The following is a 19468-nucleotide window of genomic DNA, read 5'->3' as shown; positions in this document are numbered from 1 at the left end:
TCCTCGATCCCCTCGGCTTTTTATATGTGTTTAGGCGGCTTAGTGTGAAGTTTTTTGGGAATGACTGTATTTTTAAATTTTTCATTTAATATTATACCTTAAATAAACGCAACGCGGCATAAAAGTGAAATTGCAAAATAAATTAAATGCCGGAGGCCGGACTCGAACCGGCACGAGCAGAAACCCGAGGGATTTTAAGTCCCTTGCGTCTACCAATTCCGCCACTCCGGCGTTCTTTAAAAAGACCGTTTAGCTACTGTACGCTATCACACATTGAGCAAGGGTGTCAAGTAGTTTTTGGTTTTCGAAATCCTATTAAAAAATAGATTTCTGCAATCATTTTTTACTCCTAAAGTACATTGCCTGTCTGAAGGCTGCACTTTTGAGGTGATGTCACAGATTTTACCCTCCGGATATATAAGCAACCATATATATCCAGTAAACCTCATCATATGCAGCGCCTCTGGGAAAACTTCTCAACTCACTGATATGCAGAAATTCCATAAGGTCTCTTTGCAGCGGATAGGACGTCACAAGCACTAAATCCTTTTTCTCTTTTTTGACAATATCTGTTAAATCCTCCGGTGTCCAGATTTTCCTCTTTTTGTCCCAAATAATAAAGGTGCCCAGCCTGCCGGAATCCAGATAATACACCGGACGGTTGAGGTAGCCGGCAATTGGGCTTACTATATAATCTATGCTTCCTGCAATAGGAAGATTAGCCGTGCGGGGGTCGTTTTTAATGAAAGCTGCAGCCTCAGAAGATGAGGAAAAAGGCATAACTATATCCATTACGTTGGCTGATACACCGGCTGCAAAATTAACAATTAAAATAATAATAAGGATATACCTCATCAGAATTTTTTCGGAAAATACGGAAAACTTATGCATATACGTATTTCTGAAATCATGGGATAACGTATTTCCACGCCAAAGCCACATCGATGCTATAAAAATGAGATAGAGATGCCCTATGTATCGTACTCTAAAGACAACGACAAAGTAAAAGAAAAACACAAAACAGCTGCTAAAAAGGTAGAAAAATAAGACTCTCGGTTTACGCATAAAAGCCGCTGTAATTATGATAAATACGGCAAGGGAAATAACAAACCGGATCATATATCTCTCAAACGGCTTAAGCGGCAAATAGCTTATTGCGTTAGATTCCCAAAACACGGTCTCAAACCGCGGCAGCGGCATGTATGCACTCCAGAGACTGGAAACAATGGCGGTAGTGTCTGCAACAAGCTCTTCAAAATTTGCCGGCAAATGCAGAGGCGCATACAGGGAAATATCCGGTTCAGGGGACATTACCCTTAAGGCGGTTATCAGGCCGCCTAGAAAAACAACTGCTGAAAATATAATCTCTGTACGTTTTTTAGGAGATGTTATCCAGTCTGCTCTTTGTTGAAAGAGCGTAATTGCACTGTAAGAAGCACAAGTGACGGCTAACACTGTGGCAAACACATTTGCCCGACAGAGGAGAAATAAAATTATTGCTAAAACAACATAGTTGTTTTCCAAAATCCGTTCCTTGTGTATAGACAAAAAACAAAATAACAAGAGTACTCCAACGGCATAGTTTCTGCTGATTATGTTGTACTCATAAAAGACAAAATATCCAAAGACAAACAAAATTCTCTCTGTAATGGTAAAGGGCGCATAGCGCGCAAAAACAAAAACGCTTATGGCGGCGATAATTACATGAACCACCTGCATGGCTGCCGGATTCTGCGTCAAGTGCTTCAGTGCATAAAGAATAATAAACCACAAGGGTGGATGCCCCTCGTATTTAATGTTAGCAAAGAGCTCGGAAATGGAATTACTGGATATGGCAATCATCCATGCCTGAAGTTCATCGCGCCACATCTCATGGTGTGAAACGCTGTAGAGCGATGCTATAATAAAGACTAAAGAAAGTACAATGCCGGGCTTTATGTAAAAACGCTTATCTGTGGATTCATTCATCATAACCCCCGGCTTAATCATTGTATTTTATCGCTGAAAAGTTTGTCAATCAACATGCAATACTTAGGTTTAACGGAATAATTTGACAACTTCAGGTAAGGCGGTTTAATATAAAAGTATTAGGAGGTGGTCTTAGTAATGGATGTTGACAATTTAATTCAGTCGTTTAAGCTAAGGATGGAGCTATACGAAAACAATAAAATTAATCTGGCTTTGGAAAACTCAAAAGCAGAACCGGACAGAGACAAAATTAATGAGCTTCGTATAAAAGGTGAGCTTCTTCAGAAACAGTTGAATGAACTGCTGAAAAGCGGCACTGTTCCTCAAACATATTTAGACTCAGTTGACATTCAGAAAATAGATATAGAATCAAGAATAATAAGTGATTTTACGATGTTAAATTACAGAGAACAACTTGGAGTGCTTTTTAAACTGTCGGAGATAAATGACAGAGCAGGGCTTAGGGGCGCAGTGTTTATAGTGTTGGACCTTGGTAACCACTCCTTGGTTGTTAAAAATATATCTAATAATCTTTCTAAGGAAAAATTTAAGAAAGAGATAGGCAAATTAGAGAACAGTTTATACACGACATATAAGATAGAAAAAGGTGAATTATCCGGAGACGGGCGTTTTAGCGTATCATTTATACAAGGGAAGGAAACTGATACTGAGTGGGCGTCAAGGAGTGTTGATTTTGCAATTGCAATGATCAAGGGAATCAGCGGTTTAAGAAAAAACACACCCGCTTATGAGCAGCTGTACGTTAGAATCGGTATGCACGCGGGGCTTGTCAACTGGGTTGATGACATACCATCTGAAAAAAACATTGCTAATATTACATCTAATGATGCAAATATTACAGGGCATCTGGAAAAGAAATCAAAGGAACTGGTTGAAGGAGATAAATCAAGGGTGGTAATAAGTAAGACGCTTTACGATATGCTCCCTGGATACAAGAAATCTCTGTTTACTAAAGTCTCTGAAAAGATTGACGGCGTTAAGTGCTACATCATGGCAGAGTGAAATAATAGCTTTGTGCTGTTGACATAGTTGTACAAGGCATCTACCCGGCCAGCCGCTCATCTCTTGTTTCACTATTATCCGCTGCTTATCCGGCATATTATTACGACTTATTGACAGGATTTTAATTCACTTGCTACAATGCGTTTGTGCAAAAAACAGCTAAGACAGAACCGGTCAGTCAGATAGCAGGATTAAGTATCCGACAGTTTCTGTCCGATGCCAATGCCCTCCTTGCCCGTATAGCCGCAACCGGCGCCTCTCATTTAAATGAACGCACAAATGCTTTATTAGAAAAAATAAATAATTTCACAATTGACCCCATTAAAATTGCTCTTGTTGGAATTACAAGCTCAGGAAAATCATCCATTCTCAACGTTCTTCTGGGAACAGGTGAGAGAATCTTACGAGAACAGTGTAAGGCTACCACAAACGTGATGGTTGTATGTGAGAAGGCCTCTGAGACAACATTAGAGGTTCACTTCAACAGCGGCCACTTTTCTCAGTATAAAAATAAAGACGAATTTCTAAGTCTGGCCGCATTGTACAGCTCCGAAGATAAAAACCCCCACAATAAATTCGATGTTAAATATTTGAAGATATCCATGTCAACGGTCTTGCTTGACGAGGGGGTGGAAATCATCGATACACCCGGGCTGGATGCCTTTAAATTAAAAGAGCACGAGGACCTTACGCTTCGTGAGTTCTTACCCAATGCAAATATAATTCTCTACTTATCCCCCATAAGAAGCCAGATGAAAGAGCCAGATAGAAAAATGCTGGACAGGCTTATGGAAAAGGACCAGAAAATCATATTTGTTCAAACCGGCAAGGGCTATGTGGTTGACAGAAATTATGGTGACGGTAAGGTGGATGACATTTGGCAGCAGACGGAGAAATCCCGTCAAGACTTGGAAATCGGTCTTCAATCCTACTCCAAACTTAAAAACTCACCTATTGTACAAGTCGAGACAACCTCAGCCCTGGAATACTTTGCAACAAACGACGATAGTTTGTGGAAAGATTCCGGTTTTGATGATTTACTTGATGCTATAAGAAAAACAGTGGATGCCGTTAAGAGGGAATTCGTTTTAAACAAGCTCCGGCGATTAATCAGTGAAATCTCAGTTTTAAACAATCTGATTAAAGATACTCTCAACAATGAGGATACATCTGAGCGTAGTAAGTACATAGAGACCATGAAAAATTATTGTAACGAAATTATCAGTGAGGAAGAGTTTTTTGTTTCTAAATGGAGCAAAATGCTGGACTACAAACAGGTTTATAATAATTACAGGGCTGTGTTGGAAAAAACCTACAGCCGGCGGTATGATTATAATCCGGCTCACGATGAGGAGTTTATTGAAAAATCCAAAGAACTCTTTAGAAGGACGCTTAAAATTAAAGACACCTTTTTAACTGCCATGGATGAGATACGGGTTAAGTACAGAGAGTATTTTGATACGTTAGGACTGGAGGTCAGGCGGACTGATATTCAGAAAACGCTTCGTACCGAGATGTCTTTACCCGAAATCAGTAAAAAAAGTGTTTCATATGACGATGCCGGAGCAGTTTCAGGCAGCAGATTTAATTTCCTCAGATCCGTATTTTCGAAAGACAAAGACCGAACATTATATGAATATATAGATAAAACCAAATATTATGAGGATCTTAAGGACTCACTAAAGGCCTTTTTTGATCCTTTGTTAAACCACCTGCACTGGTGGAATAATCTGGTTACTTATACATTTATGGAACCGCTGCAAACAAAAATTGGCAGTTTCGAAAAAGATAACCTCTCGCTTGAGCAAAGCAGAGGATATGCCCAATACAATAAACATAATTTAATCAGTATAAGTGAGGAAATAAAAAATATCACCTCTAAAACTCTTAACTACATTGACAGTGATGTTGTACCGCAGTTGATAATTGAAAGAAATCTTAAACCTATGCCACAACTAAGTACAAAAAAACTTACCGGCACAAGCCTTTTTACCGTTGTGTATAACAACATTAAAGATGCAATGTTTCTGAACTATTATTTGAAGACTGTATCACAAATTTCACAAAAGCTGGGCGACATCGTAATCTTATTAGTTGGACATGAGCATAAGCTGATGATTGACTTCATAGCCCGGTTATACAGGCTAAGTAATGATGAAATGCAGCAGCTTGAGGAAATGGTACCGCCTTTTGGAATAAATACTGCCGATATGAAATTCAGATATATCACTTTTGACAAATTAAAAGGACTTTCCTTTTATGTGTTTTTAAATAACAACAGGTCTCTTATAAAGGAGCAGAAGGAGCGGATATTTGATAGAGCAGATGTTGTACAGGTTATAGTGGAGGATTTGCACAGGGTAGGTTCAGCTATCAGTGATATGGTAGAGAGGCATCTGTTTTACAGACAAATTTACGACAGTAAGCACAAATTACTGCTGACATACCCAAAGGCGGCATACTTTCAGAAAGACAGGTTACATATTATGTTTAATGAGGCCATAGAGGAAGTAAACAAGGTGTTTCTTCCTGATTCGGTTAAATGGTTCTTTTACGAAAACTATGAAATACGTTATAATTACTTCAACGATATAGCAGCCGCTGCAATAAAAGAAAAAATCTTAGCGGAAGAATCTGTACGGAGATGGAAGTCTTACGGAATACCGATGGATGCAAATTTTAGTGAAAAAATACTGAAAACACAATTTGAGGCGGTAACAGATGGAATCTGAATTTTACATTGATGACATTACAAGGCTTATAATTACAAAGTTATCTGATGAGATAACCGGCAGGGTGGCAGCCCAGATAAGTGAAAAATTTGACAGCATACTGCAGGAGAGGTTTCAGAAGCCGGCGGCAATTATTGCCGAGGTACAAGATGACGTTAAGAAGTCAAAAAATGCAATGCTGGACTTTGTAGCAGGGCTGCTGCCTGTGTTACAGAAGCTGGAGAGCGCCTCTAATGCCTCAAAGGTAATGCTGGAGACTTTCAGCAGCCGGCTGGATAGTTTTACCGGGCAAATAATGGAGCATATTAAAAAGATGCCGGAAGAGATACAATCACAACAGCACGACACTGTGGAAACACAAGCCGCACCGGAGCAGTTTAATAAAATAAATGACACGCTGGTTTTAATCAATGATGAGATAAAGACTAATGCAGAGTTCGTCAGAGGCGCAATTAAAGATATGCTGGATTCCTATACGGAAAGCAACAGTAACCGTCTGGACAGCTTTTTAGAGGAGATGACGGAGCATGTAAATCTTCTTAAAAAATTAAATAAAGAGGTTGAATCACTAAAGCACCACGCCCCGGCAGGGAATGCCGTTAGTGTGGAGGAGTTTAGTAAATTGAGGGACTGGTTGATTTTAATAAACAATGAAATAAAAACTAATGCAGACCTTATGAAAAACGCATTTAAAGAAACAATAGACTCAAAAAGGAAATTGACGGACATTCAGAAGTTATGGGATTCATTAGAAGGGAAAATATCAAAACTTTAACACTGTCGGAATATGTCCGCACTGAGGTTGTGCAACCTTTGTGTGTGGTATTTCGGCGGCTATAACAAATAAGGAAGGGGGACGGGACAATTACAGATACAAACCCCACTGAGCAGCAACTCAGGAAGCAGATACTTGAACTCACCGCCTATAATGAAAAGCTGCTGCTTAAGATAGAAGGCTATAAGCATGAAGTGCAAGAGTTGCTCAGATATAAGAACTCCTCAGACGGTATAAATAAAGAAAAAAAGGTGTTTTTAGCCAATATGAGCCATGAGCTGCGTACCCCGATCAACGGTATAATAGGAATGACTGAGCTTGTCCTTGATACAAACCTGAATTACGAACAGAGAGAATATCTCAAGATGGTCAAAAACTCATCACACCATTTGTTAGGCCTTATAAATGATATACTTGATTTTTCAAGAATAGAAGCCAACAGGATGGTAGTAGAAGATGTTGATTTTGACTTGATTTCAACGATAAATATCACAGTTGAGCCATTTACTGTTCAAGCACTGCATAAGGGAATAATTCTTAACACTGAGGTTTCACCAAATGTCCCTGCATTTTTAAGAGGGGATGTAGGAAGGTTGAGGCAGGTACTGGCAAATTTGCTAAGTAATGCTCTTAAGTTTACTGATAGGGGGAAAATAGAGTTAAAGCTGGATGTTGCCCCTGCAACTTTGAAAGGGAGGAAATTACCTGTAGTTTCTGATAACGAGAGGCTTTTACTGTTTTGTGTATCTGATACCGGCATAGGAATTGCTGAGGAGATGTCCGATCTGATTTTTGAAAGCTTCACACAGGATGAGGTTTATATAACAAGAAAGTATAACGGCATGGGGCTGGGTCTTGCTATAGCAAAAAAGGTTCTGTATATGTTAGGTGGTGATATATGGGTGGAGAGCGCCTTAGGGAAGGGCAGCTCGTTTTATTTTACCGCAAGGTTTTTACTACAGAAACTACCGGGATCAACAGCTTTGAAGGTGGATGAGACAGACGTTAAAAGCAGGCGTGTACTATTAGTCAACAGTAATTCTTCAATACTATCAGGCATGTCCGATATGATAAAAAGTGAGGGGTATAGTGTTGACACTGCTCCAAACGGCCAGAGCGCACTGAGCATACTAAATTCATCAAGGACTGCTTATGATGCAGCTGTTTTAGATCTACAAATCACCGACATGGATGGGTTTGAACTTGTAAGGAAGATTAAATCAGACATGGGGCTGTCATCACTTAAAGTAATCATGATAGTTGCAGCCGGTTTAAGAGGTGATGCGGCTTTATGCCGTATGCTGGGCGTTTCAGGTTATCTGGTTAAACCTGTTTATAAATCGGACTTACTGAAGATACTTAATATGGCAATTGCCTGCGGTGATGGTCCTGTGGCTCAGCTTTTGACTTGTCACACAGTACGGGAGTTGCGAGGGCCTGTTAATATTCTAGTAGCCGAGGATAATATTGTAAACCAAACGCTTGCTGTTAAACTTTTGCAAAGGCGAGGGTATATGCCTTTGGTGGTGGGCAACGGACGTGAGGCTATACGTACGCTGGCTCACACAAACTTTGACCTTGTCCTCATGGATGTGCAGATGCCGGAGATGGACGGTTTACAGGCGACACGGTACATAAGAAGTACAAAGGATACCAAGATAAAAGCAGATATTCCAATAATAGCCATGACTGCCCATGCACTAAAAGGAGACATGGAGATATGCCTTGCAGCAGGCATGGATGATTATATATCAAAGCCCCTTAGGGCAGATGATTTGTATAGATTGATTGAAAAATACATTGCTTCCAGCTCTAAAGATATAAATAAAATACCACAGGAAACACACCTAATGACTGATGTGCCGGAAGTACAGCTAAAACCGGAGCAGTCGTTTCCAAAACCGGAGTCTGTGCCGGATAAGTTGCATATATCTATACAGCAGCCATCAACGAGAACCTCTGCCGGGGCATTAGATATAAAAGAAACGATGCAACGCCTTGACAATGATGAGGAAATTCTCAGAGACATGTGGATTGCCTTTGTGGATGATGTTCCAAAGCAAATAGCTCTTCTTAGAGACCTCCTCGATACAGGAGATGTGGATGAACTTCAAAAGCAAGTCCATTTGATACAAGGGGTATCTGCAAACATAGGGGCTACAGCCCTAAAGAGCGAGTCTCTCAGAATAGAAATAGCTCTGAAAAAACTAAACAAAGACCTTAACGATTCTGAAAAAGCGATTATTTCAAGTTTTATAGAAATCTTGCAGTTTGAACTTGATATGGCTCTGAAGGAAATCAATACAAATCTTGCAAAACCCATAGGTACAATAAGATAGACAACACATTCTTTAATGAAACAGTACGGCAATTATACCAAGTTGTATTCATTCGATTAACTTTGTTGGCTTCGTCTAAAGCTCCTTAGCGTCTCCCCTAAAAGGGGATTCCCCTGTAAGGGAAGGTGTCCCATTCTCCCAGCCGCCTCGTTACTATTTTGACTGCAACCTTGTATAAAATGACATTATGCAACGGTCTCAACTTGGTATTACTGCTGAAATAGGTGCAAGAGTTGCTCAGGCTAAACCTAATTTTTCAATCAACTGACGCAGTTTTTTAGTATCAATTGGTTTCGTAAGATAATCATTGCATCCACCACGATAGTAGGCGTCAAGAACACTTTTAGCGGAATCCAAAGCCGTAGTCATGACAATCTTCACCTCGTCAAATGGTGTAATTCCCATTGATTTTTCTTTTTTACGAATAATCTCCAAAGCCTCCAAACCGTCCATTTCAGGCATCATAATGTCAAGGCAAATGAGATCATAGGGTTCTCCCTCATCCAGGGCAAGCGTGAAAGCCTCAACCGCCTCCGCTCCATTTACGGTTACGTCCACATCCCCAAACGGAGACAGGAAATTTTGCAGCAATGTACGGCTTGTGAAATCATCTTCCGCTATTAGTATTCTCATAAATCAGACACTCCTTGTAAAGTTAATAACGACATAACTATTTCAGTACAAACGTGCTGTAATAACAGGCTAATCACGCTATATTTAAACATTAATACTTAAAAAAGGTCAAACAGGTCTAAAAACCGGGCAATCGCATTTGAGCAAAAAAAAATATAATCCATGTAGTTATCATTCCTTCTCTCTTCAAGTGTGTTACTTTTGACGCCTATTTTTAAAGTATTTCCCCATTTTATAAAATATTTAAAGCCATCCCTGGTGTGATAGAGAAGTTTTATGCTCCTAATGCGATTGCCCTCAGTGCAAAAAAGTTTGACTTTAAAAAAAAAATAAAAATAGACTATAATAGTGGTAAAAATATAGGTAGGCACTTTGGCTTCATCATCAAAAACGATACAGCAAATGAGAAGGTGACAGGTAGCAAAATATGACTGAAATAGATCAAGGATTAATAATGAAAATGTTGGATTATTGCTATGAAAAAGCTGTGGTTGGATTACCTGGTTTTGAAACTGCTGAGGAGCTTGCACAAGGCTATATGAGTAGATGTGGTTCCGTGGAGTCCAACGCAAAAAAACTCGTTGCTGTGCAGGCGGTTAAAGCAGGTGTTTCCGGTTTTGTCACAGGAATAGGAGGTATAATAACTTTACCTGTTGCAATACCTGTAAACGTAGGTTCAATTGTATATTTACAAATCCGCTTGATTTCAGCAATTGCTGTAATGGGAAACCGTGACATAAGAAGCGATGAGGTTAAGTCTGTTGTGTATCTTTGTCTATGCGGCAGCGCCTCTGCAAATATCGTAAAGGATTTAGGTTTACTTATCAGTAATAAACCGATAGTAAATTCTATAAGAGGGATATCAGGAATGACTCTTACAAAAATCAATCAAGCCGTGGGGTTTCGTTTATTAACCAGGTTCGGGCGGAGTGGTTTTGTAAATATCATCAAAGCCGCCCCACTTGTCGGCGGCATTGTCGGCGGCATGATTGATGCAATTACAACAAGAGCGGTTGGTAAGGTTGCGATAAACCACTTCTTGAGCGAACCCTTGTTGCTTGAAAAAGCCGAAATAACTAATTGATATAACTACCATGGATTACATTCAAAGAAGCTATAGCGAAAACGAGATAATCTTTTCAGAAGGGGAAATTGGTAATAGCGCTTATATACTCAAATCAGGGATAGTTGAAATTTCAGTCAAAAGCAATAATAAAAAAAGAATAATATCAACTTTAACACCTGTTACTATATTAGGAGAGATGGCGCTTCTGCTTAACTGCCATACACGGACAGCTACGGCTACAGCCATAGAACATTGTGAGCTTATCGAAATAACTAAAGAGGTTTTTGATGGGTTCATTTCACAATCCCCGCCTTTTATCAGCCTGACTCTTAGAGTCCTTGTGGACAAACTCAACAAAGCTACAATGCTGATAAAATCACAAACCGAACTTCTGTAACTAATAAATATGGAATTTTTGCATAACCTGACATGAAAATACACATTTCATTTACCGGCCTTGGAGCGGGAAACATCGGCGATGAGGCTATGATGAGCGGGTTTCTGTCCCTTTGCAGACTCCCTGAGGGTACAACTATTGAGGTTTGGGATAAAAACGAAAAGGCTCTGAGCATCTTTCCCCCATGTTACGAATTCGTGGATTTCAGGGATGAGGCCACATGCAGGGCACTTTGTAAAGCCTCCGATGTGGTGCTTGTCATCGGTACTACCCTCGTTACCGAGGCCGAGTCTTTGATATGGCCGTTAGGTGTTCTTGGCGACAAACATATGTTTTGCAGTGAAAACGGAATTCCGGTTCATGCTGTCGGTGTAGGTGTGGATGAGTTAAAAACACCTGAGGCAAGAGAGCTTTTTAATAGGGGTTTTCTCCACTCAATAAACACATGGACGGTGAGGTCAAGGCGGAGCAGGGAGAATCTGCTGAAGCTGGGAGTTACACCGGAAAGAACTGCCGTCACAGCCGATTTAGCGTGGCTTACACCATATCGTCGCACTGATAACGGATGGGCATACGGTTTTTTTTTATCTGTCGGAGTAAATCCTGATATTCCGGTTTTAGGAGTAAATGTTGTAAATGCAAGCTTAAACAACTCTCTTAGAAAAAAGATGGCTGAAACATTTGACTATGTAGTACAAAAGATGGGCTGGCAAGTCGTATTTTTCTGTAATGAAATAAGAAATGAAAAAGGGTTTGATAAAGCCGGAGCGGTCTCCATTGCTAAGAAAATGAAAAAGGGTTGCACCTATGTGCCGCAATTTTATTTTACTCCACAGGAGATGATATCGCTTCTTTCACTTTGCCGCATGACGGTGTCTTTCAGATATCACTTTACAGTGTTTAGCATGTTGGCAGGGACTGTGCCTGTGTCTTTTCAAAGGAGCGAAAAGCTGGCGGAGCTTACAGAGGATGTCGGCAGAGCCGCCCTTATAACGGCAGATGAAATAATCAACGGCAATCTTTTAAATACAATACAGCGGATTAACGAGCATTACGATGAGATAAAAACACAGCAGCAGCTCGGTGTATCGAATGCCAAAATGAGGGCACTTAATAATATCTGCTATATTAAAAGAGATATTCTCACTGAGGGCTCTAAAAAAATACTTGAAACTGCAGCCATGGAAACGCAAATCAAACATATTCTTTGGATCAGGACAGACGCCCTGGGGGACTGCATCCTGTCAGTATCTATGCTTAGAGAAATCAAACAGGGATTTTGTAACGCCTTTATCATGGTAGTGTGTCAGAGCCATGTTACCGAAATTTATGAAAGTTACCCGTTTGCAGACAGTGTTATTTCCTTTGACAAAAACAGGGCATACACAGACATTGCTTACCAAAGGGAGCTTATAGAAAAACTGCGTGCTTTAAATGCCGACATTGCCCTTAACTCAGTGTATTCACGTGAGCCGCTAACTGATATGTTAACATTGCAAAGCGGGGCAAAGGAGACTGTAGCCTTTGAGGGAGACTTTGCAAATAAGATGACGCCGGAACTAAAAATGATAAACGATCCGCTCTATACAAAGCTAATAAAACGATGCGGGACACTCAAGGCTGAGTTGCAGCGTAACGAGGAGTTTTTACACGCACTGGGGCTTATGCCTGGTGCTCTTAAACCAACGCTGCATCTGACAGAGGATGATATTGCTTTTAGTGAGAGATTCTTTCTTGAAAACGGCCTGAAAACATCTACAACAATAGCGCTTTTTCCCGGTGCTTCCAACCCGGTAAGAATATATAAAGATTACCATTTAGTCGTTAATCAATTTAAGGATTTTGATGTGGTTATTCTTGGCGGGGAGGATACGGAGATGATTGTAAACAAAACCGGAGCCAGCTTCAGAGTAAGATTTATAAATCTTGCCGGTAAAACCACACTGGGACAGTGTGCCGCCGTCATAAGCAGATGCCTTATTTACCTTGGTGCAGACTCTGTGGGGGCTCATATGGCATGTGCAGTGGGAGTACCCTGCGTTGTAGTGCTGGGTGGAGCGCATATCGGACGATTTTTCCCTTACAATGAGTTTACCACAACAGTGAGTGTTCCCCTTGACTGTTATGACTGCGATTGGTACTGTAAGTATAATATTTGCCACTGTATTGACGCTATACGTTTTGAGACAGTGTCAGAGGCACTCAGCAGGGCAATAGAAGATGCACGGCGTGGGGTTCATAAATGCAGGATGTTTTTTCAGGGTAAAGCCCTGTATAAGGAAACACCGTACAAACCCAGGTGGAAATGGTTTAGCAAGGCTGGATTACTGGATTATGTCGAATTTGTGTATTATGGCGGCACATTGGATACAGCGGCGGTTGTGAAGAAAAGCTTTATTACAATGGGTTTAGAGTGGGTGCGGTTTTTGATTTACAAGATTAGGAAGAGTTGGAAACAGGCCCGGGGTGCCCGATAGTTTAGTCGAATATATCCTTTACATTGACTTGAAGTCCTTCTATTACTTTAGATGTAACAATGCCCTCAAGCTCTGCATAGGAGTGTTTTTTATACCTGTCGTTTTCGATAGTCAGAATTCTAATTGCTTTAAACTCAGGCAGGACTATCCAATACTCCGGGACTCTGTACCTCTCATATATAGCTCTCTTAATCTCTGTATCCTTTTCGTAAGTGCCTTGCGAGACTATCTCACAAACCATATCCGGTACACCTCTTATCCAATCCTGCTCGATATTGGAATGTTCCGTGCCGACAAACAATATATCGGGCTGGAGCCTGTTAACCCCTTCTTCAAAGATTACGTCAAGCGGAGATAAATATATCTCACCCAAATTCTTTAATTTAATATGTTGGCGTATAATGTCTTGCAGTTTTCCAACAATCCTCTGATGTCCCCTAAATGGACTGGGCCCCATGATTTCCTCTCCATTTATGATTTCCGTCAGGTCTAAATCTCTTTCAATCGTTTCCACAAGCAGCATAGTATTAATGTAGCCTCAAAATAACTGTTTTGTCAATAAATAGAATTCTTCTTTATGAGTGCAGCTTGGTATTACATATAAATTTTTGAAATAAAATCGTGGACTTCGTTAGGTTTCATCATAGCACCACCGGGGCGGCCGTAAAAAAGAACTTCAGATTTGCCGTTTACAGAAAGTCTTACATCCTCAACCATTTGGCCTGAGTTTAACTCCACCACTACAAACTTCCTTCTGCTGCCTGTCAAACTCATCAGGGCATCCCCCGGAAACGGAAACAGCGTTATCGGCCTGAAGAGTCCTACTTTCTTGCCTTCCTTTCTTAAAGCCGCCACGGCTGAATGAGCAATCCTTGCCGCTATCCCAAAGGCAACAACCACAATGCCGGCATCATCTATATCCAGAGCTTCAAAACGCACCTCTTTTTCCCTGATTGTTCTGTATTTTTCCTGAAGTACATTGTTAAGTCTCTCAAGTTCCTCATCACCCATGTACAGGGTTTTGATTACGTTAGGCGTTCTGCCCCTGCATCCGGTGAGAGCCCATGTCTTTTGTGGTAACGGAGGCATAACATATGGTGTTGTGGTCAGTGGCTCCATCATCTGGCCTAAAATTCCGTCTGCAAGAATCATAACAGGGGTTCTGTACTGATCGGCCTTGTCAAAAGCGAGCATGGTTAAATCCCACATTTCCTGAACATTATATGGGGCATAGACAAGGAGTTTGTAGTCGCCGTGTCCGCCGCCTTTTACCGCCTGAAAATAGTCGGCCTGCGAGCCGGAAATGTTACCCAGTCCGGGGCCTCCTCTCTGAACATTTATAATGACGGCGGGGAGCTCCGCCCCTGCTAAAAACGACAGCCCCTCCTGTTTAAGGCTAATCCCCGGTGAGCTTGAGGAGGTCATTGCACGCACACCCGCCGCCGCCGCCCCATAGACCATATTTATTGCCGCTATTTCGCTCTCGGCCTGTATGAACACCCCCCCGGACTCAGGCATCGCCAAAGACATATACTCAGGGATCTCGTTTTGCGGCGTTATCGGATAACCAGCATAAAACCGGCACCCGGCCGCTATTGCCGCCTTCGCTATTGCCTCATTGCCCTTTATTAAAACCTTCTCAGTCAAGTGATTTGTCTCTATATTTGCCATGCAGCCTTCTCATGTTATTAGATTATAACATAGGAGTATAAAATTTTTGATTTAATTTATTTCTGGTTTACGCTAATATGGCTGAACAACTATTATATCTTTCGTTATACTCCTTTTACCAATCTCAATCCAACTAATACCGAATCAGAAACAAAGCCAAAATAAGACTTAATCAGAAACTCAAGGTGTTGAGCATAGTGCTAAATTAATTTTGTCAATGAATTTATAAAACGGTCATGACTTAAAAAGGCAAGTTTACCGACAAGGATAAAACAATTTTAAAGCCGGATAGTCCTAAAAACTTGAGTGCTTTTTTAGAAGACGAACCTTTACGGAAAACAGTAAGTATGGATTCTTTATCTCTGTAAAAAATCTCTGCTAATGGTTGCTTAGACTCCTTAATTGAAAAAGCTACCAAACAATTAGACAAAACGATGGCACTTACTGTTATGACTGTATTTTAGTATAACTCTAAAAACTTTCTTGGGCTTATAATCTTCACTCCTTCGTAATTGTCAAAAGGAAAATGCTTTCTGTCTCCTGTAATCAAGACATCGACTTTGGCTGTTATGGCTGTGGCAAGGTAAATTTCGTCATCGGGGTCGGCAAGTTTAAAAGAATGTTGCGCCGGTTCAATTATTGTTGCTACTTGCCAAATCACATTAAAAGCCGTAACTTTTTGAAAATTCGGCCTGTTGGTTACATTAGTGTATTCCTCAATAATTTCTGGGGAAAAGTAAATTGTATGATTTTCAATCACTATATAAATTACATCTCGGCACGTGCCTTTATTTAACCCTGCAGAAATAAAAATGTTGCAATCAATAACTACTTTCATTTAGAAGTATTTAAGTGTACTGCTTCTTCCGTTCCTCTCTGCTCTTTCTAATTTCCTCATTGGCAATAGCCATTATTTCATCTTCCGAAAGATGGCTAAACTCATTTTCCGGCTGGCTATCCAAAACTTTTTTTAACTGTTCCACCATCGCTTTTCTTCTTATTACTTCCACCGGTCGCAGTATAAACACGTCGTCTTTTTGCTCAAACTCAATCATGTCTCCGATATGCAATCCAAGAGCTTCCCGTAGTGTTTGCGGAATAGTTATTTGAAACCCTCGGCTTATTTTTCTGACGATAGTTTTTTGTTCGTTCATGGAGCTCCTCTATAAATTAGTAAAACAGGGAAATACATTTTTAGTATAAAACAGAAGCTCAGAAAAAAACAATCCAAATTTTAACATCACTAAAAGGTTTCCAATAAAGTAAGTTATGAAAAAAAAGGAAACAATAAATCCAATACATAATAATTGACAAAACAAGTCGGTATTCTTTATGATTTTATCTACCTTTGTTTTGGGCTGTTTTTAATAAAAAAGAAAGTGGTTTATCGAAAAATGTACTTTCAGGATATTTATTTAAAATTACAGGAATTCTGGGGTAAGAAAGGCTGTGTACTGCTTCAGCCCTACGACATGGAGGTCGGAGCGGGGACATTTCACCCTGCTACTTTTTTCAGAGTGCTGGGGCCTGATTCATGGAGCACTGCATACGTGCAGCCCTCACGCCGCCCCACAGACGGCAGATACGGTGAAAACCCCAACAGACTTCAACACTACTACCAGTATCAGGTAATCCTCAAGCCCTCGCCTCAGGACTCTCAGGAGATTTACCTGCAAAGCCTCGTTACCCTGGGTATTGACCCCAAAAAACATGACATCCGGTTTGTCGAGGACGACTGGGAATCCCCCACCCTTGGCGCATGGGGACTCGGCTGGGAAGTGTGGCTGGATGGTATGGAAGTCACCCAGTTTACGTATTTTCAACAGGTCGGAGGTTTTGACCTCAAACCCGTTTCCGTTGAGCTCACATACGGCCTTGAGCGTATAGCCATGTACCTTCAAGGCGTGGATAATGTCTATAGTCTTAAATGGAATGAAAAATTCAGCTACGGAGATATTCACCATGAGGATGAGGTGCTTTTTTCAAAATTTAACTTTGAGCACGCCTCAGTTGATATGCACAGAAGGTTGTTTGACGATTTTGAAAAACAATCTCAGGAATTAGCCAAAGCACGGCTGGTGTATCCGGCCTATGAGTTTTGTCTTAAATGCTCCCATGTGTTTAACCTACTGGATGCACGCGGTGCCGTCTCCGTCTCCGAACGCACATCATACATAGGGCGGGTAAGAGCACTTGCCAAACGCTGTGCCGAGCTGTATGTCGAAAATTTAAGTCAACGGCAGACTACACAAGAGGAAACCCCTTAATTATGAATACGGTGGATTTACTGCTTGAAACAGGCACGGAGGAAATACCGGCAGGGTTTCTTCCTGATGCGCTTAAACTATTAAAAACACTTGCCGAGAAGTCTCTGGCTGAGGCCTCGGTAACATTTTCCAATATAAACACATTTGCCACTCCAAGACGCCTTGCCCTTGTCGTTGAGGGGGTGAACCCTCAACAGAAGGGATGCACAAAGGAGCTCATGGGGCCTCCTGTAAAGGCCGCATATGACGAGACGGGAACCCCCACTAAGGCGGCCATAGCTTTTGCCGCATCAAGCAACATACCGGTCGAAAAACTTGAAATTCGTACTAAGGGTAAGGGGCGGTACGTGTGTGCCGTGATTGAAGAGCCGGGCAGGCCGGTGCGGGAAATTATCGGCGGCGTGTTTTTAAAAATCATCTCCGGCCTTACGTTTCCTAAAATGATGCGATGGGGCAGTCTCGATACCCGCTTTGCCAGAGCCATTCAGTGGATAACCGCACTCTATGGCGATGAGCCTGTTGTGTTTGAATTTGCAGGGATAAAAAGCTCCAACAAAACAAACGGCCACAGGTTTTTATCGCAAGGGGAAATCTCTTGTAAAGATGTGTCTGATTATAAGGAACTCTTACGGCAGCACTATGTAATAGTTGACCAAACGCAGCGCAGAGCAATTATAGAGGCCCAACTTGCCGATATAGCCGCCCAAAACAGTGCTTTCTTACATGAGGATAAAGCCCTCCTTGACACTGTTACGTTTCTGGTTGAGTATCCGGTTGCGGTTACCGGTGAGTTTTCAGCCGAAAGATTTTTAATGTTACCGCCTGAGCTTTTAGTTACCGTTATGAGAGACCACCAAAAGTACTTTGCACTGGAGGACAAAGACGGGAAGCTTATCAATAAATTTGTTGTTATAAGCAATACTGTATTAGAAAATGCAGACACAGTGAGGGCCGGTGCCCAGAGGGTTATAAAGGCACGCCTTGATGATGCTAAATTCTACTATGAGGCGGATTTAAAAACACCGCTTATCGACCTGCTCAGTAAACTAAGCGGCATTGTCCACCATGAGTCTGTCGGCACTATGCATCACAAAATAAACCGTATGCTTCTCACAGCGTCATATCTTTCAGATAAATTAGCTAAGAGCCGCCCGGAGAGTTCAACGGAGATTTTTCCTGAAAAGGCAGTGGTGGAAAGAGCTGTAAAACTTGCTAAAACCGATCTGTTAACCGGCATGGTAAGAGAGTTCCCTGAGCTTCAGGGGATAACAGGCGCACGGCTTGCCACTGTTAACGGGGAGGATGCAGAAGTTGCTAAAGCGCTCTATGAGCAGTACTTACCGCATTTTTACGGTGATGAGATTCCAGAGACGGCAGCCGGTACGATTTTAAGCCTGAGTGATAAGGTTGACAATATCATATCGTTTTTTTCGGCGGGGCTTGTTCCATCCGGCTCTGAGGACCCCTATGCTCTCAGGCGACAAGCACTTGCAATCATCTCGATATTACTAAAAAAAGGATACAGTGTCAGTCTAAAAGAGATTTTTATCGAGGCCCTCAAACTTAACAAATTTGATACTTCTTTAGTTACGGTAGTAGAGGTTTTTTTCCGGCAGAGAGTGGAAGCATTGCTGGCGGTAACGATGGGCTACCGGCACGACATTGTCTCGGCAGCTTTAAAAGATTTCTTTGCGATACCTGTACTCAGTCTGATAAACAAACTGGAGACTTTAAAAGAGTTTAAAACATCAGAGGGATATGAGGAGTTTTTGATGGCTATAAAGAGGGTGTATAACATAATCCCTGATGGATTTGAGGGCGGCGTAACTCCGGGGCTTATGGAACTTGATGAGGAAAGGTCATTGTTTAAAGCTCTCAGTGAAGTACAAGGCTCAATAGATGAATCGGTCTTATGCGGCAACTATCCGGCGGCTGTGGAAGGAATGAAAAAACTAAAAGGGCCGATAAACCTGTTTTTTGATAAAGTATTGGTTATGGATAAGGATGAGGCCAAAAGGAACAACAGATTGTCTCTGCTGTCAGAGATAAAAAAGGTGTTTCTAAAAATTGCTGATTTTTCAAAATTACAGTAATCATGCTAAAAATAAAAGAGGGAGTTT

Annotated in this window: 16 protein-coding genes and 1 tRNA gene; 10 read left to right on the top strand and 7 right to left on the bottom strand. The window is 41.2% G+C overall.

What is annotated here, in order from left to right:
• Nucleotides 1-147: 147 nt before the first annotated feature.
• A tRNA-Leu gene (locus H7844_09185) sits at nucleotides 148-231 on the bottom strand.
• Nucleotides 232-402: 171 nt separating this feature from the next.
• On the bottom strand, nucleotides 403-1989 hold the full coding sequence (locus H7844_09180) for a hypothetical protein (protein ID MEO5357458.1): 1587 nt from the start codon (nucleotides 1987-1989) through the stop codon (nucleotides 403-405).
• Nucleotides 1990-2106: 117 nt separating this feature from the next.
• On the opposite strand from H7844_09180, the gene H7844_09175 reads away from it, so the two are divergent.
• The 4 genes from H7844_09175 to H7844_09160 all read left to right on the top strand — a co-directional run bounded on the left by H7844_09175 (nucleotide 2107) and on the right by H7844_09160 (nucleotide 8837).
• Nucleotides 2107-2991, top strand: a complete 885-nt coding sequence (locus H7844_09175) for a hypothetical protein (GenBank protein ID MEO5357457.1) — start codon at nucleotides 2107-2109, stop codon at nucleotides 2989-2991.
• 146 nt (nucleotides 2992-3137) lie between these two features.
• Nucleotides 3138-5723 carry a dynamin family protein gene (locus H7844_09170; protein ID MEO5357456.1) on the top strand — a complete coding sequence of 862 codons (2586 nt, stop codon included), beginning with the start codon at nucleotides 3138-3140 and terminating at the stop codon, nucleotides 5721-5723.
• Complete coding sequence (locus H7844_09165) at nucleotides 5713-6498, top strand: hypothetical protein (protein MEO5357455.1); 786 nt, start codon at nucleotides 5713-5715, stop codon at nucleotides 6496-6498. The genes H7844_09170 and H7844_09165 overlap by 11 nt, the downstream gene beginning before the upstream one ends.
• Nucleotides 6499-6692: 194 nt before the next feature.
• On the top strand, nucleotides 6693-8837 hold the full coding sequence (locus tag H7844_09160) for a response regulator (protein MEO5357454.1): 2145 nt from the start codon (nucleotides 6693-6695) through the stop codon (nucleotides 8835-8837).
• Between the two features lie 237 nt (nucleotides 8838-9074).
• Here the strand turns inward: H7844_09160 and H7844_09155 are convergent, their stop codons facing one another.
• Nucleotides 9075-9470, bottom strand: coding sequence for a response regulator (locus H7844_09155; protein MEO5357453.1), 396 nt, complete (start codon nucleotides 9468-9470; stop codon nucleotides 9075-9077).
• Between the two features lie 260 nt (nucleotides 9471-9730).
• On the opposite strand from H7844_09155, the gene H7844_09150 reads away from it, so the two are divergent.
• From H7844_09150 to H7844_09135, 4 genes are read left to right on the top strand one after another with little or no spacing between them, the layout of a single operon-like run.
• On the top strand, nucleotides 9731-9901 hold the full coding sequence (locus tag H7844_09150; protein ID MEO5357452.1) for a hypothetical protein: 171 nt from the start codon (nucleotides 9731-9733) through the stop codon (nucleotides 9899-9901).
• Nucleotides 9898-10554: an EcsC family protein gene (locus H7844_09145; GenBank protein ID MEO5357451.1), complete on the top strand. Its 657-nt coding sequence runs from the start codon at nucleotides 9898-9900 to the stop codon at nucleotides 10552-10554. The genes H7844_09150 and H7844_09145 overlap by 4 nt, the downstream gene beginning before the upstream one ends.
• A 10-nt stretch (nucleotides 10555-10564) precedes the next feature.
• Nucleotides 10565-10933: a cyclic nucleotide-binding domain-containing protein gene (locus H7844_09140; GenBank protein ID MEO5357450.1), complete on the top strand. Its 369-nt coding sequence runs from the start codon at nucleotides 10565-10567 to the stop codon at nucleotides 10931-10933.
• A 32-nt stretch (nucleotides 10934-10965) separates the two neighbouring features.
• On the top strand, nucleotides 10966-13410 hold the full coding sequence (locus tag H7844_09135) for a polysaccharide pyruvyl transferase family protein (protein ID MEO5357449.1): 2445 nt from the start codon (nucleotides 10966-10968) through the stop codon (nucleotides 13408-13410).
• Between the two features lies 1 nt (nucleotide 13411).
• Here H7844_09135 and H7844_09130 read toward each other — a convergent pair whose 3' ends face one another.
• The 4 genes from H7844_09130 to H7844_09115 all read right to left on the bottom strand — a co-directional run bounded on the left by H7844_09130 (nucleotide 13412) and on the right by H7844_09115 (nucleotide 16235).
• Nucleotides 13412-13933, bottom strand: coding sequence for a Uma2 family endonuclease (locus H7844_09130; GenBank protein MEO5357448.1), 522 nt, complete (start codon nucleotides 13931-13933; stop codon nucleotides 13412-13414).
• A gap of 71 nt (nucleotides 13934-14004) precedes the next feature.
• Nucleotides 14005-15081, bottom strand: coding sequence for a 3-methyl-2-oxobutanoate dehydrogenase subunit VorB (locus tag H7844_09125; protein MEO5357447.1), 1077 nt, complete (start codon nucleotides 15079-15081; stop codon nucleotides 14005-14007).
• 460 nt (nucleotides 15082-15541) lie between these two features.
• Nucleotides 15542-15919 (bottom strand): putative toxin-antitoxin system toxin component, PIN family, encoded by a 378-nt coding sequence (locus H7844_09120; protein MEO5357446.1) that lies wholly within the window; start codon nucleotides 15917-15919, stop codon nucleotides 15542-15544.
• 10 nt (nucleotides 15920-15929) lie between these two features.
• On the bottom strand, nucleotides 15930-16235 hold the full coding sequence (locus H7844_09115; GenBank protein ID MEO5357445.1) for an AbrB/MazE/SpoVT family DNA-binding domain-containing protein: 306 nt from the start codon (nucleotides 16233-16235) through the stop codon (nucleotides 15930-15932).
• A gap of 240 nt (nucleotides 16236-16475) precedes the next feature.
• Between H7844_09115 and H7844_09110 the strand changes: the two genes are divergently transcribed.
• Both H7844_09110 and glyS read left to right on the top strand, forming a co-directional pair.
• Nucleotides 16476-17348, top strand: a complete 873-nt coding sequence (locus H7844_09110; protein MEO5357444.1) for a glycine--tRNA ligase subunit alpha — start codon at nucleotides 16476-16478, stop codon at nucleotides 17346-17348.
• 2 nt (nucleotides 17349-17350) lie between these two features.
• Entirely contained in the window at nucleotides 17351-19441 is a 2091-nt protein-coding gene (glyS, locus tag H7844_09105) for a glycine--tRNA ligase subunit beta (protein ID MEO5357443.1), read from the top strand.
• Nucleotides 19442-19468: the final 27 nt, after the last annotated feature.

The organism is Nitrospirae bacterium YQR-1 (assembly GCA_039908095.1).
GTDB lineage: Bacteria > Nitrospirota > Thermodesulfovibrionia > Thermodesulfovibrionales > Magnetobacteriaceae > Magnetomonas.
Note: the sequence above shows the minus strand (reverse complement) of the source record. Positions and strands in the feature narration are given on the sequence as shown.